General features: G+C 71.1%; 26 protein-coding genes. 12 read left to right on the top strand and 14 right to left on the bottom strand.

Annotated elements, in window-relative coordinates; all coding sequences use genetic code 11:
* Positions 1–229 precede the first annotated feature (229 nt).
* The 3 genes from CG723_RS34960 to CG723_RS34950 all read right to left on the bottom strand — a co-directional run bounded on the left by CG723_RS34960 (position 230) and on the right by CG723_RS34950 (position 1,705).
* Positions 230–538: a hypothetical protein gene (locus CG723_RS34960; protein WP_100597546.1), complete on the bottom strand. Its 309-nt coding sequence runs from the start codon at positions 536–538 to the stop codon at positions 230–232.
* Between the two features lie 7 nt (positions 539–545).
* On the bottom strand, positions 546–1,181 hold the full coding sequence (locus tag CG723_RS34955; RefSeq protein WP_100597545.1) for an ATP-dependent Clp protease proteolytic subunit: 636 nt from the start codon (positions 1,179–1,181) through the stop codon (positions 546–548).
* A 164-nt stretch (positions 1,182–1,345) separates the two neighbouring features.
* Positions 1,346–1,705, bottom strand: coding sequence for a hypothetical protein (locus CG723_RS34950; protein ID WP_100597544.1), 360 nt, complete (start codon positions 1,703–1,705; stop codon positions 1,346–1,348).
* A 230-nt stretch (positions 1,706–1,935) separates the two neighbouring features.
* Here CG723_RS34950 and CG723_RS34945 point away from each other — a divergent pair, with 230 nt between their 5' ends.
* A complete protein-coding gene (locus CG723_RS34945; RefSeq protein ID WP_100597543.1) occupies positions 1,936–2,214 on the top strand; it encodes a type II toxin-antitoxin system Phd/YefM family antitoxin in 279 nt (92 codons plus the stop codon).
* A 157-nt stretch (positions 2,215–2,371) separates the two neighbouring features.
* Here CG723_RS34945 and CG723_RS34940 read toward each other — a convergent pair whose 3' ends face one another.
* Positions 2,372–3,391, bottom strand: coding sequence for an ABC transporter permease (locus CG723_RS34940; protein WP_100597542.1), 1,020 nt, complete (start codon positions 3,389–3,391; stop codon positions 2,372–2,374).
* A 116-nt stretch (positions 3,392–3,507) separates the two neighbouring features.
* On the opposite strand from CG723_RS34940, the gene CG723_RS34935 reads away from it, so the two are divergent.
* The 8 genes from CG723_RS34935 to CG723_RS34900 all read left to right on the top strand — a co-directional run bounded on the left by CG723_RS34935 (position 3,508) and on the right by CG723_RS34900 (position 10,673).
* Complete coding sequence (locus tag CG723_RS34935) at positions 3,508–4,134, top strand: TetR/AcrR family transcriptional regulator (protein ID WP_100597541.1); 627 nt, start codon at positions 3,508–3,510, stop codon at positions 4,132–4,134.
* Between the two features lie 197 nt (positions 4,135–4,331).
* Positions 4,332–4,634, top strand: a complete 303-nt coding sequence (locus tag CG723_RS34930) for an urease subunit gamma (RefSeq protein WP_100597540.1) — start codon at positions 4,332–4,334, stop codon at positions 4,632–4,634.
* A gap of 21 nt (positions 4,635–4,655) precedes the next feature.
* Positions 4,656–4,967: an urease subunit beta gene (locus CG723_RS34925; RefSeq protein WP_100597539.1), complete on the top strand. Its 312-nt coding sequence runs from the start codon at positions 4,656–4,658 to the stop codon at positions 4,965–4,967.
* On the top strand, positions 4,960–6,681 hold the full coding sequence (locus CG723_RS34920; RefSeq protein WP_100597538.1) for an urease subunit alpha: 1,722 nt from the start codon (positions 4,960–4,962) through the stop codon (positions 6,679–6,681). Before CG723_RS34925 ends, CG723_RS34920 begins: the two co-directional genes overlap by 8 nt.
* Before the next feature lie 16 nt (positions 6,682–6,697).
* Positions 6,698–7,372 (top strand): urease accessory protein UreF, encoded by a 675-nt coding sequence (locus CG723_RS34915; RefSeq protein ID WP_100597537.1) that lies wholly within the window; start codon positions 6,698–6,700, stop codon positions 7,370–7,372.
* A gap of 64 nt (positions 7,373–7,436) precedes the next feature.
* Positions 7,437–8,114 carry an urease accessory protein UreG gene (gene ureG, locus CG723_RS34910; RefSeq protein WP_100597536.1) on the top strand — a complete coding sequence of 226 codons (678 nt, stop codon included), beginning with the start codon at positions 7,437–7,439 and terminating at the stop codon, positions 8,112–8,114.
* Positions 8,111–8,866 (top strand): urease accessory protein UreD, encoded by a 756-nt coding sequence (locus CG723_RS34905; RefSeq protein WP_100597649.1) that lies wholly within the window; start codon positions 8,111–8,113, stop codon positions 8,864–8,866. Before ureG ends, CG723_RS34905 begins: the two co-directional genes overlap by 4 nt.
* Before the next feature lie 295 nt (positions 8,867–9,161).
* Complete coding sequence (locus CG723_RS34900; RefSeq protein ID WP_234374686.1) at positions 9,162–10,673, top strand: alpha/beta hydrolase; 1,512 nt, start codon at positions 9,162–9,164, stop codon at positions 10,671–10,673.
* Between the two features lie 95 nt (positions 10,674–10,768).
* Here CG723_RS34900 and CG723_RS34895 read toward each other — a convergent pair whose 3' ends face one another.
* Positions 10,769–11,491: a lysophospholipid acyltransferase family protein gene (locus CG723_RS34895; RefSeq protein WP_100597534.1), complete on the bottom strand. Its 723-nt coding sequence runs from the start codon at positions 11,489–11,491 to the stop codon at positions 10,769–10,771.
* A 190-nt stretch (positions 11,492–11,681) separates the two neighbouring features.
* On the opposite strand from CG723_RS34895, the gene CG723_RS34890 reads away from it, so the two are divergent.
* Positions 11,682–12,071 carry an SSI family serine proteinase inhibitor gene (locus CG723_RS34890; protein ID WP_100597533.1) on the top strand — a complete coding sequence of 130 codons (390 nt, stop codon included), beginning with the start codon at positions 11,682–11,684 and terminating at the stop codon, positions 12,069–12,071.
* A 36-nt stretch (positions 12,072–12,107) separates the two neighbouring features.
* Here the strand turns inward: CG723_RS34890 and CG723_RS34885 are convergent, their stop codons facing one another.
* From CG723_RS34885 to CG723_RS34865, 5 genes are all read right to left on the bottom strand, one after another.
* Positions 12,108–12,266, bottom strand: a complete 159-nt coding sequence (locus CG723_RS34885; RefSeq protein WP_100597532.1) for a hypothetical protein — start codon at positions 12,264–12,266, stop codon at positions 12,108–12,110.
* A gap of 84 nt (positions 12,267–12,350) precedes the next feature.
* The gene (locus CG723_RS34880) at positions 12,351–13,301 is read right to left on the bottom strand and encodes a cytochrome c oxidase assembly protein (protein ID WP_100597531.1); all 951 of its coding nucleotides are present in this window, start codon (positions 13,299–13,301) and stop codon (positions 12,351–12,353) included.
* Between the two features lie 103 nt (positions 13,302–13,404).
* Positions 13,405–14,430: a 6-phosphofructokinase gene (locus CG723_RS34875; protein ID WP_100597530.1), complete on the bottom strand. Its 1,026-nt coding sequence runs from the start codon at positions 14,428–14,430 to the stop codon at positions 13,405–13,407.
* 142 nt (positions 14,431–14,572) lie between these two features.
* Entirely contained in the window at positions 14,573–15,301 is a 729-nt protein-coding gene (locus CG723_RS34870) for a type 1 glutamine amidotransferase (RefSeq protein WP_100597529.1), read from the bottom strand.
* Between the two features lie 23 nt (positions 15,302–15,324).
* Entirely contained in the window at positions 15,325–16,563 is a 1,239-nt protein-coding gene (locus CG723_RS34865) for a Mur ligase family protein (RefSeq protein ID WP_100597528.1), read from the bottom strand.
* 141 nt (positions 16,564–16,704) lie between these two features.
* Between CG723_RS34865 and def the strand changes: the two genes are divergently transcribed.
* A complete protein-coding gene (gene def, locus CG723_RS34860) occupies positions 16,705–17,256 on the top strand; it encodes a peptide deformylase (RefSeq protein ID WP_100597527.1) in 552 nt (183 codons plus the stop codon).
* 11 nt (positions 17,257–17,267) lie between these two features.
* Here the strand turns inward: def and CG723_RS34855 are convergent, their stop codons facing one another.
* Positions 17,268–17,924 (bottom strand): TetR family transcriptional regulator, encoded by a 657-nt coding sequence (locus tag CG723_RS34855; RefSeq protein WP_100597526.1) that lies wholly within the window; start codon positions 17,922–17,924, stop codon positions 17,268–17,270.
* A gap of 164 nt (positions 17,925–18,088) precedes the next feature.
* On the opposite strand from CG723_RS34855, the gene CG723_RS34850 reads away from it, so the two are divergent.
* Positions 18,089–19,318: an acyl-CoA dehydrogenase family protein gene (locus tag CG723_RS34850; protein WP_100597525.1), complete on the top strand. Its 1,230-nt coding sequence runs from the start codon at positions 18,089–18,091 to the stop codon at positions 19,316–19,318.
* Positions 19,319–19,382: 64 nt separating this feature from the next.
* Here the strand turns inward: CG723_RS34850 and CG723_RS34845 are convergent, their stop codons facing one another.
* The 3 genes from CG723_RS34845 to CG723_RS34835 form a co-directional block, all read right to left on the bottom strand.
* On the bottom strand, positions 19,383–21,572 hold the full coding sequence (locus tag CG723_RS34845) for an alpha-N-acetylglucosaminidase (protein ID WP_100597524.1): 2,190 nt from the start codon (positions 21,570–21,572) through the stop codon (positions 19,383–19,385).
* Positions 21,573–21,909: 337 nt separating this feature from the next.
* Positions 21,910–23,253, bottom strand: a complete 1,344-nt coding sequence (locus tag CG723_RS34840) for an SWIM zinc finger family protein (RefSeq protein WP_442802617.1) — start codon at positions 23,251–23,253, stop codon at positions 21,910–21,912.
* A partial coding sequence (locus CG723_RS34835) for a DEAD/DEAH box helicase (protein WP_100597523.1) occupies positions 23,250–25,310 on the bottom strand: 2,061 nt, incomplete at its 5' end. The genes CG723_RS34840 and CG723_RS34835, both read right to left, overlap by 4 nt.

Raw genomic sequence — 25,310 nt, 5'->3', positions numbered from 1 at the left:
AGTGATCCATTCAGGTGGACAGCACACTTCTCCACCCCGGTGCGGGGGTCCCAACGAGCCCCGCACCAGCAGCGGAAGGCAAAAATCCCGACTTCGCGTAGGTGTTCCGCGCAACTTTTCCGGTTCGCATGTGCGAGTACCGGCTACGCCGTATGTGGGTACCTCTTCTGGTCCGTTTCGACCCCGGCCCGGACGGTTCGGATCGATCGCTTCGGTCTTGAACGGGTCGTCAATTGACCGACTCCGGCGGCACTGTGACCCGTTGTGTCCTCCTTTCTCCGTCCAGGACCCGCAAAGCCCGAGCCAGCGTCGTCGCGTGGAGCTCGGTCTCGCCCCGCTGATGCATGAGCGTCAGGGCGTCCCTGAGCGCCGTCGCCCCGCCGACGAGCGCTTGCGCGGCCCGGAGTCCGCCATACGTGTGGTCGCTCCTGGCCGGGTTGATCCTTCCGAGCAGGTCGACCACTTCCAGATAGCGGTCGAGGAGTTCGCACTCGGCGCGCGTCAGCGCGGGCAGCGGGGGCAGCTCGGGCGGCAGCATCGCCGGGTCACCCGGCGCCGTTGCCCGAGCCGGACGGCTTGCGGTTCTCGATGACCCGGTCCACGAGCCCGTACTCCACGGCGTCCTGGGCCTGAAGGATCTTGTCCCGCTCGATGTCGGCGGCGATGCGCACTCGGCTCTGCCCGGTGTGCCGCGCGAGCAGTTCCTCCAGCTGGGCGCGCATGCGCACCAGTTCACGGGCCTGGATCTCCAGGTCGGTCGGCTGGCCCTGTGCGGGCTCGGTCAGCCCCGGCTGTTGGATCACCACACGCGCGCCGGGCAGCATGGCCCGCTTCCCCGGCGTCCCGGCGGCCAGGAGTACGGCGGCGGCGGAGGCGGCCTGCCCGAGGCACACGGTCTCGACCTCGCAGCTGACGAACTTGATCGTGTCGTAGATCGCCGTCATCGCGCTGAACGAGCCGCCGGGGGAGTTGATGTACAGCGAGATGTCCCGGTCCGGCGCGGCGTACTCGAGGTGCATGAACTGCGCCATCACATCGTTCGCGGAGGTGTCGTCGATCGGTGTCCCCAGGAAGACGATCCGCTCCTCCAAAAGCTTGGAGTACGGATCGAGCGTGCGGTGCCCGGCCGAGGTGCGCTCGGTGAACTCGGGCAGGACGTAGCGGGCGGAAGGTCGGTTCATGGCACATGCCTCCGTGAGCGCGGAACTCTGTCGCTGCTTCCGTAAAAAATGTACAGGACGTACGGATGGCGGAGTAGGGCCAAGGCTCCTAGAAACGCGAAGAAGGGGGCCGGCCCGCGCCCGATGCGCGTGGCCGACCCCCTCTCCGTGCTTCTGGGGCGTGGCTACCGGTCGCCGTCGTCCGTCCTGGACAGGCGCAGCGCGAGGTGTTGCAGGAGGTCGGCGCTCTTGATGTCGGTCCTGCCCGAGTCATGCACCTCGGCGAGCTCGGAGAAGAGGAACGCGAACGCGCCCACCAGGGAGATCGTCACCGGCATCAGCGCCGCGATGGTCGCCTCCGCGGCCTCCTCCACGCTCGATTCCGCCGGGATCTCGATGGAGGGGAACGCCTCTGTCACCAGGCGCCCGAGCTGGGCGTCCTCGGTCTCGATGTCGGGCTCGGCATCCTCGCTGAGCCTGCGCACCATTTCCTGGGTCTCGGTCAGGACGCCGATTGCGCGCAGGATGATCTCGCTCTGTTCCATGCGCGGAGCCTAGGCGGACGGTGCCCCGCCGCGGGCGCTGTTCCGGGCGGGGCTTCGTCGGATCCGCGCAAGCAGCCATGCGGCACGAACAGTTGACACGTCGACGTTACGCGCAGCCACTGACAACGGCGGCGCCCCGAACCGTCCCGCTCGAGCCGCCGCCCCACCTGCGGGTTGCCGTGCCGTCACGGACCGTGTCCGCGCAGGGGGGCCGGTCTAAGCTGGAGGACATGGCCTACGAGATTCCGGTGACGCAAGCCCGCGCTGAGCTCGCCGATCTGATCAACCGCGTCGTGTACGGCGGTGAACGCGTCGTCGTGACCCGGCACGGCAAGCCGCTCGTCGCGCTGGTCTCCGCCGCCGATCTCGAGCGCCTCGAGGCCCTGGGGGAATCGGGGGACGAGCGGGTGATCAGCTCCGTCTCCGGCATCGGCTCGACCTCGTCCGCCGGCGGCGACCGTCACCGCTTCGGCATCGCCGCGGAGCGCCGGGGGCCGGAGGTCAGGTAAGTCGGCAGCTCCGGCAGCTCCGCCACGTCCAGTACGTCTCGCTGGCATCAAGTGGCGCCCGGATCAAGTGACTTGGGTGACTGTCCCGGGCAGAAAAGGGCCGTGCGCCCCCGTCCGCTACAGCGGGGACGCACGGCTGTCATGAGGGCGCGTGGCGTCAGCCGACCGCCACCGCCTCCCGCGCCGTGGGCTCCCCCGCCACTTCGCCGGCGCCCCGTTTCTTGCGCAGCCCGCCCAGCAGTACGCAGACGAGCCCGAGCCCTGCCCAGGCCGCCAGCGTGATCGCGGGCGTCATGGCACGCGCCCCGTCGAAGTACGAGACCGAGCGCAGCAGCGTTCCACCCGCGCCCGGCGGCAGGAGCTGGCCGATGCGGCCGACCGGTTCGGGCAGCAGCTGCGGCGCCGACGACACCCCCGAGAACGGGTTGCCGAGCAGCACCATCAGGAGTGAGCCCACCCCGATCCCCGACGGGCCGAACAGCGCGGAGAGCCCGGCAACGGTGCCGCCCACGGCCAGCGCCGACAGGCCCAACACCCCTGCTTCCGCCCACCAGTTGCCGGTGAGCACCCCGAGCCAGCTGTGCGTGAGCGCCGCCGCCACGACGCCTACGAGCGAGGACGCCACCACGAGCGCACCCGCCGCCCGCCACCCGCGCAGCCCGAGCAGCGTCACCACGGCGCCGCCGGCCACACCCGCGATCGCCAGCGGCAGCACGCTGGAACTCAGCACCGCCCCGCGTGGATCCCCGGCCGGCGCGGCGACCACGTCGACCGTCGGCACCTGCGTGTCCTTCGGCGCCTCGGCGGTCACGGCCTGCTGAAGCAGCTGCGCGACGACGGGGCTCGCCGCCGTCGCGGTGAGGAGCTTCGGGCCCTGGGGCGTCGCCACCACCGCTCCGTAGACGGTCCGGTCCGTGATCGCCGCGCGCGCCGCCGCCTCGTCGGCGTACCGGTGAATCTCGAACGCGCCTTTGTGGGACCGCAGTTGCTGCTCGACGGGTGCTGCGGCGGCCGCCGGTCCCGCGACGCCGAGCGGGAGGTCCCGGGGCGCGGTTCTGGCCCCGGGCCAGGCGAACGCCCACAGCGCGAGGGCGACGAGCATCGGCACGAGCAGGGCGACCGCGGCCATCCTGCGCGCCGGAGACGGCGGGGCCGGGGTGGCGGTCGGGCTGGACATGGCTTCCTCCGGGAGGAGCGGGAGCTTATAGCGAAGGATCGTTCGTTTTACTGGCGGCCACTGTCCCGGCGTGGCCGTCTCTTGTCACGAATGAATGTTCGTTTTACTTTGTGACCATGGCTCGTGTATCCCAGGAACATCTGGACGCCCGTCGTCGGCAGATCCTCGACGGCGCGACCCTCTGCTTCGCGCTCAACGGCTTCCACGCCACGTCCATGCAGGACGTGCTGAAGTCGGTCAATCTCTCCGCGGGCGCGGTGTACCGCTACTTCAGCGGCAAGGAGGAGCTGATCGGGGCCATCGTCACCGAGGTGCTCGACGAGATACGGGGTGTCTTCGAGTCGGCCGGCGCCGAGAGTCCGCCCGCGCCGCCGGACGTGCTGGTGGGGAGGGTTCTGGGCAGGATCCTCGGGATGCGGCCGGGGCTCACGCATGAGGGCGTGTCCGTCTTCCCGCGGCTGATGGTCCAGGTGTGGACGGAGACGCTGCGCAACGACGAGCTCTCCCGGGTGATGCGCGAGGCGTACGTCGGCGTGCGCGCGGCCTGGGTGAAGATCGTCGAGGGGTATCAGGCCGCGGGGATGATGCGCGCCGACATCCCCGCCGACGACGTCGCCCGGGTCATGATCGCCACGGCGCAGGGATTCGCCGCGCAGCAGGCCCTGTTCGGGGAAGTTCACGTCCCTGTCGAAACTTTGCAGAACGGCCTGCGGGCCCTGATGAGTATGGGCGCGGCCAGCTGACAGTCATGGGCGGGTCAAAGGGTGGTTAACCTCGTTGAAACTCCCCCCGATTAGCCTGCACCGCACGTCACCAGGGGCTTTTGTAACCGGGATGCACAAGATCGTGTGCATTCTTTGTATGTTACATCTATACCCGCCGCGGTGGCCGCGGCAGCCGGATCCCGCACGGTCCGGAGTGAAGGACTGTGAGGTGAGCTGTGCAACTGACCCCGCACGAGCAGGAACGACTGCTCATTCATGTGGCAGCCGACGTGGCCGAGAAGCGTCGGAGCCGGGGTCTGAAACTCAATCATCCCGAGGCGATCGCTCTCCTCACGTCGCACATTCTCGAAGGTGCGCGTGACGGCCGGACCGTAGCCGAACTCATGTCGTCCGGTCGCAAGGTGCTCACGCGCGACGACGTGATGGAGGGCATTCCCGAGATGATCCACGACGTGCAGGTCGAGGCGACCTTCCCCGACGGCACCAAGCTCGTCACCGTCCACGATCCCATCGTCTGACGGGGGGGGGGGAGCGCTTCCATGATTCCCGGAGAGATCCTCTTCGCGGACGAGCCCGTCGTGTTCAACGAGGGCCGCGAGGTCACCCGTCTGACCGTGCTCAACGCCGCCGACCGGCCCGTCCAGGTCGGCTCCCACTACCACTTCGCCGAGGCCAATCCCGGTCTGGAGTTCGACCGTGCCGCAGCGCACGGTCTGCGACTCAACGTCGCCGCAGGGACCGCCGTGCGCTTCGAGCCCGGAATCCCTGTCGACGTCGAACTCGTGCCTCTGGCCGGCCGGCGCATCGTGCCGGGCCTGCGGGGCCAGACCGGAGGTGCCCTCGATGGCTGAACTCTCCCGCGCCGCCTACGCCGACCTGTTCGGCCCCACCACCGGCGACCGCATCCGCCTCGCGGACACCGACCTGCTGATCGAGATCGAGGAGGACCGCTCCGGCGGCCCCGGACTCTCCGGTGACGAGTCCGTGTTCGGCGGCGGCAAGGTGATCCGCGAGTCCATGGGCCAGTCACGCGCTACGCGCGCAGACGGCGCCCCCGACACCGTCATCACCGGCGCCGTGATCGTCGACCACTGGGGCATCGTCAAGGCCGACATCGGCATCCGGGACGGCCGGATCACCGCGATCGGCAAGTCCGGCAACCCCGACACGATGGACGGCGTCCACCCCGACCTCGTCATCGGCCCCGAGACCGAGATCCTCGCCGGCAACGGCAAGATCGTCACCGCGGGTGCCATCGACACCCACATCCACTTCATCTCGCCGACCATCGTCGACGAGGCGCTCGCCTCCGGTGTCACCACGCTGATCGGCGGCGGTACCGGCCCGGCGGAGGGCTCCAAGGCGACCACGATCACCCCTGGTTCGTGGCACCTTGCCCGCATGTTCGAGGCGATGGAGTCGAGCCCGGTCAACATCGGCTTCCTCGGCAAGGGCAACACCACGTCCGCCGAGTCCATGTACGCCCAACTGCGCGGCGGCGCCGTCAGCTTCAAGATCCACGAGGACTGGGGCGCGACCCCCGCCGTCATCGACGCCTGCCTGAACGTCTGTGAGGACACCGGCGCGCAGCTCGCCGTCCACACGGACACCCTGAACGAGGCGGGCTTCGTGGACGCCACCTTCGACGCCGTGGCCGGCCGCACCCTGCACGCCTTCCACGTCGAGGGCGCCGGCGGCGGGCACGCGCCCGACATGATCACGGCCGTCTCGCTGCCCAACATGCTGCCGAGCTCGACCAACCCGACGCGGCCGCACACCGTCAACACCGTCGAGGAACACCTCGACATGCTGATGGTCTGCCACCACCTGAACCCGGCCGTCCCCGAGGACCTGGCCTTCGCCGAGTCCCGGATCCGGCCCACCACCATCGCGGCCGAGGACATCCTCCACGACATCGGCGCCATCTCGATCATGTCCTCGGACTCCCAGGCGATGGGCCGCATCGGCGAGGTCGTCCTGCGGACCTGGCAGACCGCGCACGTCATGAAGCGCCGCCGCGGCCTCCTGCCCGGCGACACCCGCGCCGACAACCTGCGCGCCCGTCGGTATGTCGCCAAGTACACGATCAACGCGGCCGTCGCACAGGGCATCGACCACGAGATCGGCTCCGTCGAGACCGGCAAGCTCGCCGACCTGGTGCTGTGGGACCCCCGGTTCTTCGGCGTCAAGCCGCAGCTCGTCATCAAGGGCGGCCAGATCGCGTACGCTCAAATGGGTGACGCCAACGCGTCCATCCCCACGCCGCAGCCCGTCCTGCCCCGCCCCATGTTCGGCGCCCACGGCAGGGCCCCCGCCTCGAACTCGTTCTTCTACGTGACGCAGACCGCCCTCGACGACGGGCTGCCCGAACGCCTCCGCCTGGACAGGAAGTTCGTGCCGATCCGCTCGACGCGGGGACGCACGAAGGCCGACATGCGGGAGAACGACGCGCTGCCGCGGGTCGAGGTCGCCCCCGACAGCTTCGCCGTCACCATCGACGGCGAACTCGTCGAACCCGCGCCCGCCGCCGAACTGCCGCTCGCCCAGCGGTACTTCCTGTTCTGACGGGCCGAGAAGAGATATGACACGAGCCGCACTACTCGTCCTGGCCGACGGCCGCTTCCCCGCCGGTGGGCATGCCCACTCCGGCGGGGCGGAGGCCGCCGTCAAGGCGGGACGCATCACGGGCGCGGCGAGCCTGGAGGACTTCTGCCGGGGCCGACTGCACACCACGGGACTGGTGTCGGCGTCCCTGGCGGCGGCCGCCGCGCTCGGCCTCGATCCGGTCACCCTGGATGAGGCCGCCGACGCCCGTACTCCGTCACCCGCCCTGCGCACCGCGGCGCGCAGGCTCGGCAGACAGCTCATGCGCGCCGCGCGCGCGGCCTGGCCGCATCCCGAACTCGACGCGCTCGCCCGTCGATTCCCCAAGGGGGCCCATCAGCCGGTGGTCCTCGGCCTCACCGCCCGGGCCGCGGGCCTCGGAGCCGCCGACGCCGCCTACTGCTCCGCGTACGAGAGCGTCAGCGGGCCCGCCACCGCGACGGTCCGGCTGCTCAGCCTCGACCCCTTCGACGCGACGGCGGGGCTCGCGCGCCTCGCGGACGACATCGACCGTGTCGCGACGGAGGCCGCCGAGGCTGCGGCACGAGCCGTCACCGAAGGGACGGATTCATTGCCCGCGGCGTCCGCGCCGCTGCTGGAGGTGGGGGCCGAGGCCCACGCGGCCTGGGCTGTGCGCCTGTTCGCGTCCTAGGACGCGACGCGGCGGACGCGCCTCAGGGCGCCCTGCCTCCCCACTGAACGATCGGAGTAACACCATGCACCTCGACCACTCACACGACGGCCCCGCCGCTGTCAGCGCCGACGCCCGCCGTCCCGACGGCACCCGCCGCGCTGTTCGTATCGGCCTCGGCGGCCCCGTCGGATCCGGCAAGACCGCCACCGTCGCGGCGCTCTGCCGCGCGCTGCGCGACGAGCTGTCCCTCGCCGTCGTGACGAACGACATCTACACGCGCGAGGACGCCGAGTTCCTGCTCCGCGAGGCCGTGCTGCCGCCCGAGCGCATCACCGCCGTGGAGACGGGCGCCTGCCCGCACACCGCCATCCGCGACGACATCTCCGCCAACCTGGAGGCCGTGGAGGACCTGGAGGACGAGGTCGGGCCGCTCGACCTGATCCTCGTCGAGTCCGGCGGCGACAACCTCACGGCCACGTTCTCGCGCGGCCTCGTCGACGCGCAGATCTTCGTCATCGACGTCGCCGGCGGCGACGACATCCCGCGCAAGGGCGGCCCGGGCGTCACCACCGCCGACCTGCTCGTCATCAACAAGACGGACCTCGCCCCGTACGTCGGCTCCGACCTCGCCAGGATGTCCGCCGACGCCAAGGCGCAGCGCGCCGAACTCCCTGTCGTCCTCCAGTCCCTGCGCTCCGACGACGGTGTGCGCGAGGTCGCCGACTGGGTGCGCGGACAGTTCGCCGCGTGGACGGCATGACCGCAGGCGTACGCTCCACGGCCCGCATCACGGCGAGTGACGACGGCCGGGGCGGCACCTGTCTGCCCGTCCTCGACGCAGAGGGCTCCCTGGCTCTGCGCCGCATCCGCTCGACCGGTCCCGACGCACGCGTCATGCTCGTCGGCGCCATGAGCGGGCCGCTCGGCGGCGACCACATGAGTGTCGAGGCGCACGTGACGGCAGGTGCCCGCCTGCGCATCGGGTCCGTCGCCGCGACGATCGCCCTGCCCGGCCAGGCCAAGGGCGAGGCGCGCTACGACGTCCGCCTCACGGTCGACGACGGGGCCGAACTGCACTGGCTGCCCGAGCAGTTGATCTCCGCGTGCGAGAGTGACCTGCGGGTCGCCACGCGGGCCGAACTCGCTCCGGGCGCCCGGCTCGTGCTGCGTGAGGAACAGGTGCTCGGCCGCACTGGCGAGGAGCCCGGCCGGCTCGCCAGCCGGCTCACAGTCCACCGCGCGGGCCGCCCCCTGCTCGACCAGGAGCTGGCCTGCGGCCCCGGCGCGCCCGGCGGCTGGGACGGCCCCGCCGTGCTCGCGGGACACCGGGCGCTCGGTCAACTCGTGGTCGTAAGGCCCGAGTTCGAGAAGGACAGGCCGTCGCCCGCGCTGCTCGGCGAGAATGCCGCGCTGACGCCGCTCGCCGGGCCCGCCGTCCTGGTCACGGCCCTCGCGTCCGACGCGCTGCGGCTGCGTGGAACGCTCGACGACGCCCTGCGCCGCCTGTCCTGAGCGACGGCCCAAGGGGCCCGGCCGGTCCGAACCAAACGACCGTACGGGCCCATTCCGCTCACCGGGACGAGTTATACCGTTTATCGGATTGGTAAAGAACGTCAACTGTCCCTGTTGTCAGGGGCGGTGCAGGCGCAAGGATCCCCGTACTGATCGAGAACCCGATCGAAGTAATGATCGAATCGATGTACGGAGGACTCAGTTGAGACGGACTCGACTTACCAGTCGAAGCAGCCGGACGGCGGTGATCGGCTCCGCCGGAACCCTGGTGGCGGCGACCCTGATTGCGGGAGCCATGGCGGCGCCCGTCGCCAGCGCTGACTCCCGGAGCGGCCAGGACCGTGAAGCCCGCGGTGCGGCCGTCGCGGCGGCCCGTGCCGCCAAGGCCGGCGTCGACTGGAAGGACTGCCCCGCCGACTGGGGCATAGCCAAGCCCATCCAGTGCGGCTGGGTGACGGTGCCGCTCGACTACGCGAAGCCGTACGGCAAGCAGATCAAGCTCGCCGTCGACCGCATAGGCTCCACCGGCACCAAGGACGAGCGCCAGGGCGCCCTCGTCTACAACCCGGGCGGCCCCGGCGGCTCCGGCATGCGCTTCCCGACGCGCGTGACCACCAAGAACCCGCTCTGGACGAAGACTTCGAAGGCGTACGACTTCGTCGGCTTCGACCCGCGCGGCGTCGGCCACTCCGCGCCGATCTCCTGCATCGACCCGCAGGAGTTCGTGAAGGCCCCCAAGGCCGACCCGGTCCCCGACTCCGAGGCCGACAAGCTCGGCCAGCGCAAGCTCGCCAAGGAGTACGCGGACGGCTGCGCCGAGCGCAGCGGCGACATGCTGCCGCAGATGACCACGCCGAACACCGCGCGCGACCTCGACGTCATCCGCGCCGCCCTCGGCGAGAAGAAGCTCAACTACCTGGGCGTCTCCTACGGCACGTACCTGGGCGCCGTCTACGGCACGCTCTTCCCGGGCCACGTCCGCCGCATGGTCGTCGACAGCGTCGTCGACCCGTCGCGCGACAACATCTGGTACGAGGCCAACCTCGGCCAGGACGTCGCCTTCCAGGGCCGCTGGAACGACTGGACCTCGTGGGTGGCCAAGAACGACGCCTCCTTCCACCTCGGTGACACGCAGGCCAAGGTCGAGGCCCAGTGGCTGAAGCTGCGTGCCGCCGCCAAGAAGAACCCCATCGGTGGCGTCGTCGGCCCCGCCGAGCTGATCGCCTTCTTCCAGAGCGCCCCGTACTACGACTCGTCGTGGGTGCCGGTCGCGCAGGTGTGGAGCAAGTACGTCGCCGGCGACACCCAGGCGCTCGTCGACGCCGCGGCCCCCGACATGTCGGACACCGCGGGCAACGCCGCGTCGGAGAACGGCAACGCGGTCTACACCGCCGTCGAGTGCGCCGACGCCAAGTGGCCCACCAGCTGGAAGAAGTGGGACCGCGACAACACGCGTCTGAACAAGGACTACCCGTTCATGACGTGGGCGAACGCGTGGATGAACCTGCCGTGCGCCACCTGGCCCACCAAGCAGCAGACCCCCGTGAACGTGAAGACCGGCAAGGGCCTGCCCGCCGTTCTGATCGTCCAGTCCACCCGTGACGCGGCCACCCCCTACAAGGGCGCCGTCGAGCTGCACCAGCGCTTCAAGGGCTCGCGCCTGATCACCGAGAAGGACGCGGGCTCCCACGGTGTCACCGGCCTGACCAACCCGTGCATCAACGACCGGGTCGACACCTACCTGCTCACCGGCAAGACGGACAGCAAGGATGTGACGTGCGCTCCGCACGCCACGCCCAAGCCGTAACCACCGTCACGCGGTGAACCTGTGATGGCCCGGCCTCCCCAAGAGGCCGGGCCATCGTCGTGCCGTCGCTGCCGGGCGCTCGATCCGGCCCGGGCTCAGCTCAGCGGCATCCGCGGGAACTTGCGGGCCTTGTCCTTGGCCGCTTCGGCCTCGGCCTTGACGTCGGCCGCGTACTTGTCGACGTACTCCTGGCCGGACAGGCCGAGGATCGCGTAGATGATCTCGTCGGTGACCGCGCGGAGGATCGCCTTCTCGCCGTCCATGCCCGCGTAGCGCGAGAAGTCCAGGGGCTCGCCGAAGCGGATCGTCACGCGGTGGAGGTTCGGGATGACCTGGCCGGGCGGCTGCGCCTCGAACGTGCCGATCATCGCGCAGGGGATCACCGGGACCTGCCCTTTGAGTGCCATCGCGGCCACGCCGACCTTGCCCTTGTAGAGCCGCCCGTCGTGCGAGCGCGTGCCCTCCGGGTAGATGCCGAGCAGCTCGCCCTTGCTCAGCACGCCGAGGCCCTCGCGGATCGCGGCCTGGCCCGCCGCTCTGCCGGAGCGGTCCACGGGGATCTGTCCGGCGCTGCGGAAGAACGCGGCGGTCAGCCGGCCCCTGATGCCGGGACCCGTGAAGTACTCGGCCTTCGCCAGGAACGTGATCCGCCGCTTCAGGATGGCCGGCATCAGGAAGTGGTCCGAGAACGACAGATGATTGCCCGCGACGATCGCCGCGCCCGACTCCGGCACATGGTCGAGCCCTTCGATCCGGGGCCGGAACACCAGCCGCAGCAGTGGGCCCAGAATCACGTACTTGAGCAGTCGGTAGAACATGCTGGGCCGCCTTCCCCGTGAATCCAGATGCGTGCGCACAGTAACCAATCGTCGGCCCGCGCGCGAGAGCCCGTTCGGACCTCGCCGCGCCTCCGACCGGGGGACCGCACGGCGCGTCCGCTTGGCGGCCGCCCGGGACAGGGAGTGCCCTGGCCTCCGTTCGTCCCGCACCTTCACCGGAGGTCCCGTGATGCGTCCGCTCGTTCTCGCCGCCGCAGCCCTCACCGCCCTCGCAGCGGCCGGCCCGGCCCGCGCCACCGCTACCGACCCGCCGGCGCCCCAGGGGGTCTTTCTCACCGTCTCCGGGGATCAGGGCTCGTGGATGCGAGGTGAGCTGCTGCGCTGCGAGCCGGGGGCGTCCGGGCACCATCCCCACGCGTCAGAGGCGTGCGCCGCACTCGACGGGGCGCAGGGGAATCTGGACGCGCTGCACCCGGCCCCGGAGATGTGCACCCAGGTCTACGCCCCGGTCACCGTGAGCGCGAGCGGCACATACCGCGGCAAGAAGATCACCTGGGAGAAGACGTTCGCCAACGCCTGCACGATGAACGCCTCGACCGGGTCCGTCTTCCGCTTCTGACGCGTGGGTCCGCTCTCGCGCGGCACCGGGCATGCGTCAGGTGCTGCGCGACGCGGCCATCCCGAGGGTGAGCAGACCGAGCACGACCCAGCCGAACCACAGCCACCCGTTGCTCCCGAGCGCCACCGTGTAGGCCGTCACCGCGACGAGGGCGCCGACGGTGAGCACCCCCATCGTCTTCATCGATCCGGGCATGGCCCGCCTCCTCCCGGTAACCCGGACGGCGCAGCGCCCGGACCACGGCTGAACACCATGGTCACCCCTCAGGGGCACCGGGCGCTACCGGCCGCGCGTGTTCAGTGAGGCGAGATACGCGTTGTACGCGACAAGCTCCTGGTCACCGTCGCGGTCCGCGGCCCGGTCCTTGCGGCGCGCCTGCCGGTCCTCGGACTTCTTCCACTGGAAGAGCAGCGCGAGCAGCACGAGCACCGAGGGCACCTCGCTGAACGCCCAGGCGATGCCGCCGGCCGCCGTCTGGTCCGCCAGCGCGTCGATCCCGAGCGAGGCCGGCGGGTGCTCGTACGTGCCGATCATCGGCCCGGACGCCATCATCAGCGCGATGCCGAAGAACGCGTGGAAGGGCATGCCCGCGAAGAGCTCCAGCATCCGCATCACATAGCCGGGGCGGTGCGGGCCCGGGTCCACGCCCATGATCGGCCAGAAGAAGACCAGGCCGACGGCGAGGAAGTGCACCATCATGCCGATGTGCCCGACCTTCGAACCCATCAAGGTGTCGAAGATCGGCGTGAAGTAGAGCGCGTACAGGCTCGCGATGAACAGCGGGATCGTGAACGCGGCATGCGTGATGATCCGCATGTACCGGCTGTGCAGCAGCATCAGGAGCAGCTCGCGCGGCCCCTTCGAGCCGCGCCGCGCCACCGGCATCGCCCGCAGGGCGAGCGTGATCGGCGCGCCCATCAGGAGCAGGATCGGCGACAGCATGCTGATCACCATGTGCTGCACCATGTGCACGGAGAACATGACCATGCCGTAGTCGTTCAGCTTGGTGCACATCACCAGCATCACGGTCAGCACGCCGATGACGAACGACAGCGTGCGGCCCACCTGCCAGCTGTCACCGCGCCGCGCGAGCCGCACGACACCCCAGCCGTACAGGCCGAGCGCCACCAGGCACCCGATCAGGAAGAAGGGGTCCGCCGACCATGCGAGGCCTCGCCCCAGCGTGAACGGCGGCAGATCCATGTTCATGCCGTGCCCGCTGTGATCCATCCGCCGGCTCCTGATTGGTACTGGTTATGGGCTGTCTGTCCGCACCAGAGTAGAACTGCCCCCGGTCGCGGTCGCGACCGGGGGCAGACTCTTCAGGAGCGAACTACAGAACGCACTCCGCCTCGGCGTACCGCTCCTGCGGAACCGTCTTCAGCGTCTCGACGGCCTCGGCGAGCGACACCATCACGATGTCCGTGCCGCGCAGCGCCGTCATCATGCCGAACTCGCCGCGGTGCACGGCCTCGACGGCGTGCCAGCCGAAGCGCGTGGCGAGCACACGGTCGTACGCGGTGGGGGTGCCGCCGCGCTGCACGTGACCGAGGATCACCGGGCGGGCCTCCTTGCCGAGGCGCTGCTCCAGCTCGCCGGAGAGCCGCGTGGCGATGCCCGCGAAGCGCTCGTGGCCGTACATGTCCTTGACGCCCTCGTCGAACTCCATGGAGCCGGGGGCGGGCTTGGCGCCCTCGGCGGCCACGACGATGGCGAACTTCTTGCCCGCGGAGAACCGCTCGCCGACCTTCGCGGCCAGCTCCTCGATGTCGAAGGGGCGCTCCGGCACGACGATGGCGTGGGCGCCCGCGGCCATGCCCGAGTGCAGCGCGATCCAGCCGGTGTGACGGCCCATGACCTCGACGATCAGGACGCGCTGGTGGGACTCGGCGGTCGTCTTGAGGCGGTCGAGCGCCTCGGTCGCGACGCCGACGGCCGTGTCGAAGCCGAAGGTGACGTCCGTGACGGCGATGTCGTTGTCGATCGTCTTCGGTACGCCGACGATCGGGAGGCCGCTGTCGGACAGGAGGCGGGCCGCCTTCAGCGTGCCCTCTCCGCCGATCGGGATGATCGCGTCAAGACCCAGATCCGCGACATGGCCCTTGGCCCGCTCCACGCCGTCGCGCAGATGCGCGGGCTGGACCCGCGACGAGCCGAGGATCGTGCCGCCGCGGGCGAGGATGCCGCCCACCGCGTCCAGGTCGAGCTTGCGGTAGTCGCACTCCAGCAGGCCCTTCCAGCCGTCGTGGAAGCCGATGACCTCGTCGCCGTGGTCGACGACGGCACGGTGCACGACCGAACGAATCACGGCGTTCAGGCCGGGGCAGTCTCCGCCGGAGGTGAGGACACCAATACGCATAGCCCGAGAACCTTTGCAAAGTGGGCCGATGACCGGACCACTTTGTCCGGCTGGATCCCCGCCACCCTACCGGCGGGAGGGGGCGGGGCCGCACCTGACGTCCGCCTGCTGGACTGACCCGCTCACTTGTGCGGGACAGCGATCAGGCGGGCTGCTGAGCCGACGCGATCCGCTCGTTGCGCAGCGCCTCGTACCAGCGGTCGTCGACCGGCGGCAGCGCGTTGACATCGAGGGCCAGCTTCAGGAGCAGGTCCGCGATCAGCGGGTTGCGGGCGAGGACGGGGCCGTGCATGTACGTGCCGAACACGGTGTCGTTGAACGCGCCCTCCGTGCCGTCACCCGTGCCGTTGCCCTTGCCGATCTGCACGCGCGCGAAGGGCCGCGCCGACGGGCCGAGGTGCGTGATGCCCTGGTGGTTCTCGAAGCCCGTCAGCGGGGGGAGCCCCAACTGCGGGTCGATGTCGCCCAGTACGTCGCCGACGCACCGCTCGCCCTCACCGCGCGTGGACACCACGTCGAGCAGGCCGAGGCCCTGCTCGCGCTCGCCCAGGTCGTTGATGAACTCGTGGCCGAGGATCTGGTAACCGGCGCAGACCGAGAAGACGATCGCGCCGTTGGCCACGGCGCGCTGGAGACCGCCGTCACGCCGAAGCCGCTCCGCGGCGAGACGCTGCGGCCGGTCCTCACCGCCGCCGATCAGATAGATGTCGCCGGAGGTGGGCACCGGCTGGTCGCTGCGCACGTCGAGCCGGTGCACGTCGAGGCGGCGCTGGCGGGCGCGGCGCTCCACGACGAGGGCGTTGCCCTGGTCGCCGTACGTGCTCAGGAGGTCGGGGTAGACCCAGACCAGACGAAGGCCGTTGTCGCTCATGCTCATGAATCCTCTGCGGGGTCTCAGTTGCCGACGCGGCGGCGGACGTCCTGGAACGCGGTGTAGTTGGCGATCAGTTCGATCCGCCCTGGCGGGGCGGACTGCACCGCCTCGTCGACGCTCTCGCAGACCCGGAAGTCCAGGCCGGCGACCTCGAGCCGCACGGCGAGGTCGAGCCTGCGGTCGCCGATCACGAAGATCGGGTGACCGGCCAGACGTGTGTAGTCGACGTCCCACAGCCAGGAGGTGTCGGTGCCGTCGGCGCCGCGCGCGTTGACCGACAGGATCACCGGGGTCGGCGGCGGGTCGATCAGGGAAAACGTTTCGAGCCAGCCCGCCGGGTTCTTCGCGAGCAGCAGACGCAGGTCGCGGCCGAGGAACTGCACGACGTCGTAGCGTCCCGCGACCGCCTGCACCTGGTACATGCGCTCGAGGGCCACCTGGGGCGGCACGCCGAAGCACGCGGCGACGGCGGCCGACGAGGTCGCGTTCGCCTTGTTGGCGCGGCCGGGGAGCTGGAGGTGGATCGGCCAGGCCGAGCCGTGCGGGTCGAGGACGTAGTCGCCCTGGAGCGCCCAGCTGGGCGTCGGACGGCGGAAGCCGCACTCGCCGCAGTACCAGTCGTCGCCGGGGCGCTGCATCACGCCGCCGCACGACGGGCAGGACCACGCGTCGTCCTTCCACTCCTGGCCGGCGGCGACCCACACCACGTTCGGCGAGGAGGACGCGGCCCAGACGACCAGCGGGTCGTCCGCGTTAGCGATCACGATCGCCTTCGAACCGGCCAGGCCCTCACGCCACTTCTCGGCGAGCATGCGGGTCTCGGCGGCGCGGTCGAGCTGGTCGCGCGAGAGGTTGAGCAGCGCGATCGCCTTGGGAGCGGTGTCGCGGGCGACACCCGCCAGATACTTCTCGTCGACCTCGATCACGCCGAACTTCGCGTCCGAGCCGCCGGCGAGTGCCGAGGTGATGCCCGCGGGCATGTTCGCGCCGAGCGCGTTCGACACGACGGGGCCGGCGGCGCGCAGGGCCTCCGCGATCAGCCGCGTGGTGGTGGTCTTGCCGTTCGTCGCCGAGACGAGCACCACATCCAGATGCTGCGCAAGCCGCCCGAGCAGCTCGGGGTCGAGCCTGAGCGCGACCTTGCCGCCGATCACCGATCCGCTGCCGCGGCCCGCCGCGCGGGACACCGCCGCGGCCGCCTTGCCCGCCGTGACGGCCAGCTTGGCCCGCGGAGTCAGCGGCTCCGAGTTGCCTGACATCGTTCTGGATCCTCCTTGCGTACGGCGCCGCGCCTGCCCCCGGCATCGCTTGGTGGAGTCAGCCTATCGAGATCCACCTTTGAGCCCGAACCGCGGCACCACCCCGGATCCGGGGCTCGCCCTGACCGTACCCTTACGGCCATGCGACACGGCTCGATCCCGGGCGCCTCCGGGCGCGTACGACCCCTGACCCTGCTCGGTGATCCCGTGCTGCACACGCCCTGCGAGGAGGTGACAGATTTCGGGCCCTCGCTCGGCCGCCTAGTGGAGGACCTGTTCGCGACGATGTACGCCGCCCAGGGCGTGGGCCTCGCGGCGAATCAGATCGGCGAGTCCGCGCGGGTGTTCGTGTACGACTGCCCCGACGACGAGGACGTCCGTCACCTCGGGCACATCGTGAACCCGCGCCTCGTCGACGCGGACGGGGTGGTCGTGCGCGGCCCGGAGGGCTGTCTGTCACTGCCGGGCCTGGAGGCGGGCACGCCCCGCTTCGACCATGCCCGCGTCGAGGGCGTGGACCTGCGGGGCGAACCTCTGGTCGTGCACGGCACGGGCTGGTTCGCCCGCTGCCTCCAGCACGAGTGCGACCACCTGGACGGGCGGGTCTACACGGACCACGTCACGGGGTGGCGCCGCCGCAGGGTGCTGCGCCAGGCGGCGCGGGCCCCCTGGGCGACCGGCGCAGCGTCCTGAGGCCCCTTGGGTCAGAAGCCCGGCCCGCCCACCTTGTCGCCAGCCGCGGCGAGCCTGCCCCACAGCAGGTCGGCGAGGCTGCGCACCAACTCGCTTCGCGAGCAGGGCCTTTCGCCGAGCCACCAGTCACCCGCGGCGTGCATCATGCCGACGATTCCGTGGCCCCAGACGCGCGCGAGCTGCTGGCTGCCGGGGCCGAGATCGATGCGTTCCTCGATGACCTCGGCGAGCTCCTCGCCCATGCGGCGCAGCAGGGGAGCGGAGTGCATGCCGACGTAGAAGCCCTGCTCGCCCGGTGCTGCACTCTCGGACACGCTCTCCGAGGGGTGCATGAGAAAGCGGTACACCTGAGGCCGTGCCTCGATCGCCGCGAGATAGGTGTCGAGCGTCGACTCGACCCGCTCACGGCGCTCGGCCGGGGCGTCGAGCGCGGCCCGCAGCGAGGCGAGGAGCGCGTCGGTGTGGCGCTTGGCGAGCGCGGCGTAGAGGCCGCCCTTGTCGCCGAAGTGCCGGTAGAGGATCGGCTTGGTGATGCCCGCCTCGGCCGCGATGGCGTTCATGGACGCACCGGGCCCGTCGCGGAGCACCACGCGGTCCGCGGCCTCCAGCAGCTCTCGCCGCCGGCGCTCGGCAGACGTCTGCTGTTCCGTCCGCTGTGTGGTCTCCATGAGGTTTCTCCCCGCCCGTGCGATGGCCTGACGCACGCGAAACGTAACACTCGACGGCCTCGGGGCATCGAACGGGCTGCCGGGAGTTGACAGGGGCTACTGGCGAGTAACAGACTGCCGTTACCGCAAGTAACGTGTGAAGTGTACGCAGTGCTGGAGGGGACATGGCCGAGTTCACGATGGATCTGAACGACGAGCAGAAGGAAGTCAGGGACTGGCTCCACGGGTTCGCCGCCGATGTGATCCGTCCCGCGGCCGCCGAGTGGGACGAGCGCGAAGAGACGCCGTGGCCGGTCATCCAGGAAGCCGCCAAGATCGGAATCTACTCCCTGGACTTCTATGCGCAGCAGTTCTTCGACCCGACGGGTCTCGGCATCCCGATGGCCATGGAGGAGCTGTTCTGGGGCGACGCGGGCATAGCCCTGTCGATCGTCGGCACCGGGCTCGCCGCGGTCGGCGTCCTCGCCAACGGCACCGAGGAGCAGATCGGCACCTGGATCCCCCAGATGTACGGCGACGCCAACGATGTCAAGGTCGCCGCCTTCTGCTCGTCCGAGCCGGACGCCGGATCCGACGTCGCCTCCATGCGCACCCGCGCCGTCTACGACGCGGCCAAGGACGAGTGGGTCCTCAACGGCACCAAGACCTGGGCGACCAACGGCGGCATCGCCAACGTCCACGTCGTCGTCGCCGTCGTCGACCCCGAGCTCGGCTCCAAGGGCCACGCCTCCTTCATCGTCCCGCCGAACACGCCTGGCCTGTCCCAGGGCCAGAAGTTCAAGAAGCACGGCATCCGCGCCTCGCACACCGCCGAGGTCGTCCTCGAGGACGTACGCGTCCCCGGCTCCTGCCTGCTCGGAGGCAAGGACAAGCTCGACGAGCGCATGGCGCGCGCTCGTGAGCGCGCCAAGGCCGGTGGCGGCGAGCGCGTGAAGAATGCCGCCATGGCCACGTTCGAGGCGTCCCGCCCCGCCGTCGGCGCGATGGCGGTGGGCACGGCCCGCGCCGCCTACGAGGAGGCCCTGGAGTACGCCAAGACGCGTACACAGTTCGGCCGCCCGATCATCGACAACCAGGGCGTCGCCTTCCAGCTCGCCGACATGCGCACGCAGATCGACGCGGCGCGACTCCTGGTGTGGCGCGCCTCCTGGATGGCGAGCACGGGCAAGAAGTTCGAGTCGGCCGAGGGCTCCATGTCGAAGCTCTTCGCGAGCGAGACCGCCAAGAAGGTCACCGGCCAGGCCATTCAGATCCTCGGCGGCAACGGCTTCACCCGCGAGTACCCCGTCGAGCGCATGCACCGCGACGCCGCGATCTACACGATCTTCGAGGGCACCAGTGAGATCCAGCGCCTGGTGATCGCCCGCACGCTCTCGGGCCTGCCGGTCCGCTAGCCGAGTCGGCCGGTGCCCCTCGCGCGGCGCGGGGCACCGGCTTCAGTGGCCGTGTCGCAGTGGTTCAGAGCCGGGCGGCGACCTTGCGGGCGATGCGGACGATGTCGCCGGAGGGCCGCGCGGTGTACGCCGGGTGGTCGCGGACCCAGCCGTCCTCCAGGGCGTACCAGTCGACCTGTCGAGGGGCGGTGCCGTCGGCGAGGGCGGCCGCGAGCCCGTCGAAGTAGGTCCGCCAGCGCAGCGTGTAGAGGCCGCCGATGAGCCCGGCCCACTCACGGTTCGCGTAGTCGTGCAGCCCGCCGTCGTCGGCACCCGAACGCGGACCCCACACCGTCACCAGGGACACGGCGTCGTACTCGAGACGGTCCCGCTCCTCCTCGTCGGCGCCCCAGGCGCGAGCGTCGGCGATCCAGCGCCCGAGCAGATGGCGCGGCTGCGTGGCGACGGTCTCCTCCAGCAGCGCGAGCCAGGTGAACCACTCACTCGTCAACTCCTCGAACGCCGCGCGGTCCTCGGCGTCGTACGCGGTCTTGATCCGCGGCAGCAGGATGCGGCTGCGGTGCGAGACCGTCTGCCGGGTGACGTCCATCAGGTCGAAGGCGTACGCGGAGCTGCGGCGCAAGCCCGGTGCCACCGCGAGCAGTTCGGGCAGGGCCCGCGCGAACTCCTCGGGGTCGTATCGAAGCGCGCCCGGCGACCAGGACGCGCCGCTGGACACGTCCAGGCCGGGCCGGGCGCCGAACAGGCCGTCGTGGCCCTCGCTCCAGCTGTCGGCGCGCGTGGTGCCGTACGAGGTGCGGCGCAGGACGTCCCAGGCGGCCACCGCGTGCGCGTCGTGGCCGCCGTAGCGCTGCGCCGGCCACTGCTCGAACCAGCTCTTCAGCTCGACGGGTCCGTCCGTCCACGGCAGGTCGCTGAAGAGGGCGAACGCGGCCGGATTGTTGTCGGCGCCCTCGGGCATGAGCGCGATGCCGTCCAGGGCGCTGTTCTCCCTGGTGCGCCAACTCTCGTACAGAGAAGCCCAGTCAGGGGTGTTGGCGCCCATCGTCGTGTGGCCGCCGAAGTTCCATATCGAGCCGAACGCGTAGGGCGTGCCCGCCCAGTCCTTGTCGCGGTCGGTCACCGAGGGGAAGCGGTCGGAGAGGCCGTCGACGATGAACATCTTCGAGCGGTCGACGGCGTCGAGGATGTCGCGGCGCGGGTTGGTCTGCCAGCCGAGGACGTTCCAGATCGCGCCGGGGTGGGCGGTGCGCAGCGCCTTCTCGACCGCCTTCGCGGCCTCGCCGACCGGCACGTCACCCGGCTTGCCGCCCTCGTGCAGCAGGTCGAGTTTGTACATGGTGGTGTCGCCGAGCAGTTCGCTCTGCACGCGGTAGAACCTCTCGGCGATCCTGGCGAAGTGCGGGTCGCGGGGGTCGAGCCAGTCGGGGCGCGTGAAGCCGACCCAATCGCCCTGGGGGACGATGTGCGCGCCCGGGTTCCGGTCGGCGAAGCCGGGCGGGACGGTGCCGAAGTAGCCGGGGAACACCGGGGTCATGCCGAGCTCGCGGATCCGGCGGACGACTCTGCGGGCGAGCGCCGCGCGCCGGTCGAGGAGGTGCCGCGACACGGGGCCGCCGAAGCCGGACATGTTCTGGAGCAGCCACCACGGCTGATGGGCCGGGCCCGTGATCCACCCGCGCATCTCGGCGTCGTCGTAACCGAATTCCTGGAATGTGCGGTGGTAGACGGTGTCGGCGCCGAGGTACACGAGGACCTCGTTGAAGCCGTGCAGTGCGAGGACGTCGAGCTCGCGCTCCCAGTAGTCCCAGCCGTGATACGGGCCTGTGTAGCCGTCGTTGGTGTCGTTGAAGGCGAACCGGTGGGCGACGTTCGCGGCGCGCGACAGGGGTGTGGCGAGACCGGGCAGTCGCGTCGGCAGGGACTCGGTCTGCTCGCCGCTCCACGAGAAGTGCGCGTGGGCGTGGTGACGGAGGTAGTGGTGGAAGCCGGTCAACTGCACGGCGGGCGTGCTGCCTTCGACGAGTATGCGGCCGCTGGACCCCGACACTCTGAACGCGTCGCCGGTGTCGGCGGTGTGGGAGGCGGCGCGGAAGGTGACCTGGTCGTGGTGGCGCGGCAGCAGCCGGGCCAGGGCGTCGGCGGCCGGGGTACGGGAGGCCGTACGGCTCTCGGCGGAGGCACAGGAGGCGGACGCGGTGAGCGCGGCGGCGGAGCCGAGGGCGGTGAGCACGGTACGGCGACCGATGTTCATGAACACTCCAAGCGCGTGAGTGGACTGGACCACTTGCGCCGGGGATCTTACGGAGGGCGGGGGTGGGTTCGGTAGGGAGCGGGGGCAAGCGCTTGCGGGCGCTGTGTGCCCACCCCGGCCGGAGGCCACTCGTCCGTGACGGCGGCCGAGAGCGCGGTGGCCGGGTCGTGTGGCGCGGGCCCCACGGGGGCCTGCGGCCGGCAGGTGTTCGCCGGACGGGATGGCCGGCGGGGGTGGGCGCAGGTGAGCGCCCACCCTCGACATGCCGTCCTTTGTCCTTGTCTGTACGGATGGCCGGCCGGGGCAGGTGCACGTGTGCGCCCGCCCCGGCCGGCCGTCACTCGTCCCCGGCGGCAGCCGACAGTGCCGCGGCCGGGTCGTGGGCCGCGGGCCCCGCCGGGAGCCATCGGTCGTGGTTCTTGCGGTACGGCCACCAGCGGCCGTCGCGGCCCAGGCGCGCCTGCGCACCCGTGCCGGTGGCCGTCCACCGGTTGCGGGTTGCCCGCAACGGCGGGCGCTCCCCGGCGTCCCAGGCCGCTTCGACGGCGGTACGCGCGCGTGCCGCCGTCTCCGCGTCCGGCGTCCACTCGTCCTCCAGGACGGACAGGGCGGCAGTGCCTCCGTGTTCCCACGCCAGCACCGCCGCCGCCAGGCCCCCGCGGTCCCGGCCCGAACCATCCGCGAGCCGGGCCCCGATCCACGCCTCGGGCGCGCCCGCAGCCAGCCGGACAGCATCTTGATCAATCGTCAACTCATCGTCCGGAGCACGAAGTTCGTGCCCCGGAGCCAGCGCATCCGTCAGCATCCGGCGCGCCTCCGCCGCCGCCCGCGCCCCGAGGAACTCCAGCGCCGCCACATCCGTCCCGGCGGGCGGCTCCGTCTCCGTGTCCAGCGACGGCACGACCGCCGCCTCGGGCGGCACCGGGGGTGCGGCGGGCAGTGGCGGCAGTATGCTCCCGGCCGCGAACGCCTCAGTGGCGTCGACGCCGTCCGCGTCCACCGGCCCCTCGTCGGTCTCCTCGTCCACGGACCCGGCCGAGGCGGACGCGACGCTGCGCACCTGGAGTTCGTCGAGCAGCACCCGCTCGCCACGCCCGCGCATCAGCAGCAGTACGAACGGATCCTGGTCGAGGAGACGGGCCAGCTGGTAGCAGAGCGCCGCCGTGTGGGCACAGTGGTCCCACGCGTCACACCCGCAGCGCGGCTCCAAGTCGCCGATACCGGGCAGCAGTTCCACGCCGGCCGCCGCCGCGTCCTCGACCAGGTGCGGTGGCATCTCACGGTCGAGCAGCGCCGCGATGTGCCCGGCCCGCTCGACCGCCATCCCGAGGAACCGGTCCCACTCCTCCTCGCTCAGCCGTTGCAGCAGCACGTCGGCGCGGTACACGGCGCCACCCCTGTCTTCGACGAGCGAGGTGACCCGCCCCGGCCGCACCGAGACGGCCCCCACAGACCCGCCGCGCGCCAGTGCGCGCCCCGCCTTCAGCTGCTGAAGGTCGAGTGCCGTGTCCTCCAGCGCCTTGAGCCAGGTCTGCCCCCACCACGACTGCGCGAAGCCACGCCCCTGGACGGCCGCCAGCGCCGCGAAGACACGCTCCTCATCCGATGCGTCGGCCCCGTCACTGTCGCCGTCGGTGTCGGCGTCGAACAGGTCGTCCTCGTACTCGTGACGGTCCGTCACCGTGCGCCCCCTCGCAGCTCGACCAGATCGGCCAGTTCGGAATCGGTCAGTTCGGTCAGGGCGGCCTCGCCGGAGCCGAGCACCGCGTCGGCCAGCTCCCGCTTGCGTACCAGCATGTCTGCGATCCGGTCCTCGATCGTCCCCTCCGCGATCAGCCGGTGGACCTGTACCGGCCTGTTCTGCCCGATCCGGTACGCGCGGTCCGTCGCCTGCGCCTCGACCGCGGGGTTCCACCAGCGGTCGTAGTGCACGACGTGTTCGGCGCGGGTGAGGTTGAGACCCGTACCCGCGGCCTTGAGGGAGAGCAGGAAGACCGGCACCTCGCCCTCCTGGAAGCGCCCCACCATCGCCTCGCGCGCGGTGATGGGCGTGCCGCCGTGGAGGAACTGCGAGGCCACGCCGCGAGCAGCCAGATGCTGCTCGATCAGGCGGCCCATCTGCACGTACTGGGTGAAGACCAGCACGCTCGCGTCCTCCGAGAGGATCGTGTCGAGCAGTTCGTCGAGCAGTTCCAGCTTGCCGGAGCGGCCGGGGATGCGCGGCGCGTCCTCCTTGAGGAACTGGGCCGGGTGGTTGCAGATCTGCTTGAGCTCGGTGAGGAGTTTGACGATCAGCCCGCGCCGGGCGATGCCGTCCGCTCCGGAGATCTCGGCGAGGGTCTCGCGCACCACGGCCTCGTAGAGCCCGGTCTGTTCGGTGGTGAGCGACACGGCGCGGTCGGTCTCGGTCTTCGGCGGAAGCTCGGGCGCGATGCCGGGGTCCGACTTGCGGCGTCTGAGCAGGAAGGGGCGCACGAGTTGGGAGAGGCGCTGGGCGGCGCCGGGGTCCTTGCCCTCCTCGACCGCGCGGGCGTAACGCGTGCGGAACGTGCCGAGCTTTCCGAGCAGCCCCGGGGTCGTCCAGTCGAGGATCGCCCACAGCTCGGACAGGTTGTTCTCCACGGGGGTGCCGGTGAGCGCCACGCGCGCGCGTGCACCGATGGTCCGCAGCTCCTTCGCGGTCGCCGAGTGCGGGTTCTTGACGTGCTGCGCCTCGTCGGTGACGACCATGCCCCAGTCGACGCCCGCGAGCTGCGCGGCGTCGAGCCGCATCGTGCCGTACGTCGTGAGCACGAATTCACCGGGATCGAGGTCCTCCAGGCTGCGGCGCCCGCCGTGGAAGCGGCGTACGGGGGTGCCGGGCGCGAACCTCTCGATCTCGCGCTGCCAGTTGCCCATGAGGGACGTGGGGCAGACGACGAGGGTCGGGGCGGCGGTCTCCGGGGCGGTCTGCCGGTGCAGGTGGAGGGCGATCAGCGTGATCGTCTTGCCGAGGCCCATGTCGTCGGCGAGGCAGGCGCCGAGCCCGAGGGAGGTCATCCGGGCCAGCCAGTTCAGGCCGCGCAGCTGGTAGTCGCGCAGGTCGGCGGCCAGCGCGGCGGGCTGTCCGACCGGCGCCATGCCCTCCGGGTCGGCGAGCCGCTCCCGCAACTCCGCCAGCCAGCCCGTCGGGTGGACGTCGACGCGGCGGCCGTCGACCTCCGTGGAGCCCGTCAGGACCGCGCCGAGCGCGTCGATCGGCGTGACCTTGCGGTCCTGGTGCTCGCGGGCGCGCCGGGCCTGCTCGGGGTCGATGAGGACCCACTGGTCGCGCAGCCGCACGACGGGCCGGTTGGCCTCGGCGAGCCGGTCGAGCTCCTCCCGGCTCAGCTCCTGGTCGCCCAGCGCGAAGCGCCAGTTGAAGGCGAGGAGGGCGTCCGCGGAGAGGAACGACGGGGTGGTCGTCCGGAATCGGTCAGGGCTCTCCCCTCCGGGGGACCCCTCGCCCGGAGGGCCGATGACCGCGCGTGCGCTCAGCCGGCGCGCCAGCTGCCGGGGCCAGTGCACGTCGACACCCGCCGCCGCGAGGGCCCGCGCGCCGGTGCCCAGGAGGTCGGTGATCTCCTCGTCCGCCAGGTCGAGGGCGTCCGGGACGGCCGCCGAGAGCAGCGGCGCGAGGGGCGTCCAGGCGCGGGCGGCACGCCGCAGCGCGAGCAGGGCGTCCATGCGGGCCCGCGGCCCGAAGGCCTTGGCCGAAGC

This window comes from Streptomyces sp. CB01635 (assembly GCF_002803065.1).
Lineage (GTDB): Bacteria > Actinomycetota > Actinomycetes > Streptomycetales > Streptomycetaceae > Streptomyces.
This window is presented reverse-complemented; position numbering and strand designations above follow the sequence as displayed.